The organism is Citrobacter sp. TBCS-15, from assembly GCF_005280815.1.
Lineage (GTDB): Bacteria > Pseudomonadota > Gammaproteobacteria > Enterobacterales > Enterobacteriaceae > Citrobacter > Citrobacter werkmanii.
The window spans coordinates 1-307 of sequence record NZ_SZWK01000233.1 but is presented as its reverse complement, the minus strand read 5'-3'; the positions used below and the strand labels follow the sequence as shown (position 1 = coordinate 307).

Sequence of the window (307 nt, the reverse complement as noted above, 5' to 3'; positions counted from 1 at the left end):
GTCGAATGCACGAGCAGCACCGCCGTAGGTTTTAGCCAGTACGGTAGTGATTGCAGCGGTCAGCGTTGTTTTACCATGGTCAACGTGGCCGATAGTACCGACGTTAACGTGCGGTTTAGTACGTTCAAATTTTTCTTTAGACATCGATTGTCCCTCTAAGACACGGATAAATCGGTGATATCACCACATCAACCAGGCAATATACCTGAGCTGTTGAATGCTTTTAAAAGTAAACAGAGAGAAACGGGAAGGAGAAGTGAAGTGGTGCTGATACCCAGAGTCGAACTGGGGACCTCACCCTTACCAA

Annotated in this window: 1 protein-coding gene; it reads right to left on the bottom strand. The window is 47.2% G+C overall.

Annotated elements, in window-relative coordinates; genetic code table 11:
* Nucleotides 1–144 (bottom strand): GTP-binding protein (locus tag FDW96_RS12825; RefSeq protein ID WP_072112497.1); only part of this gene is annotated, 144 nt, incomplete at its 3' end.
* Nucleotides 145–307: the final 163 nt, after the last annotated feature.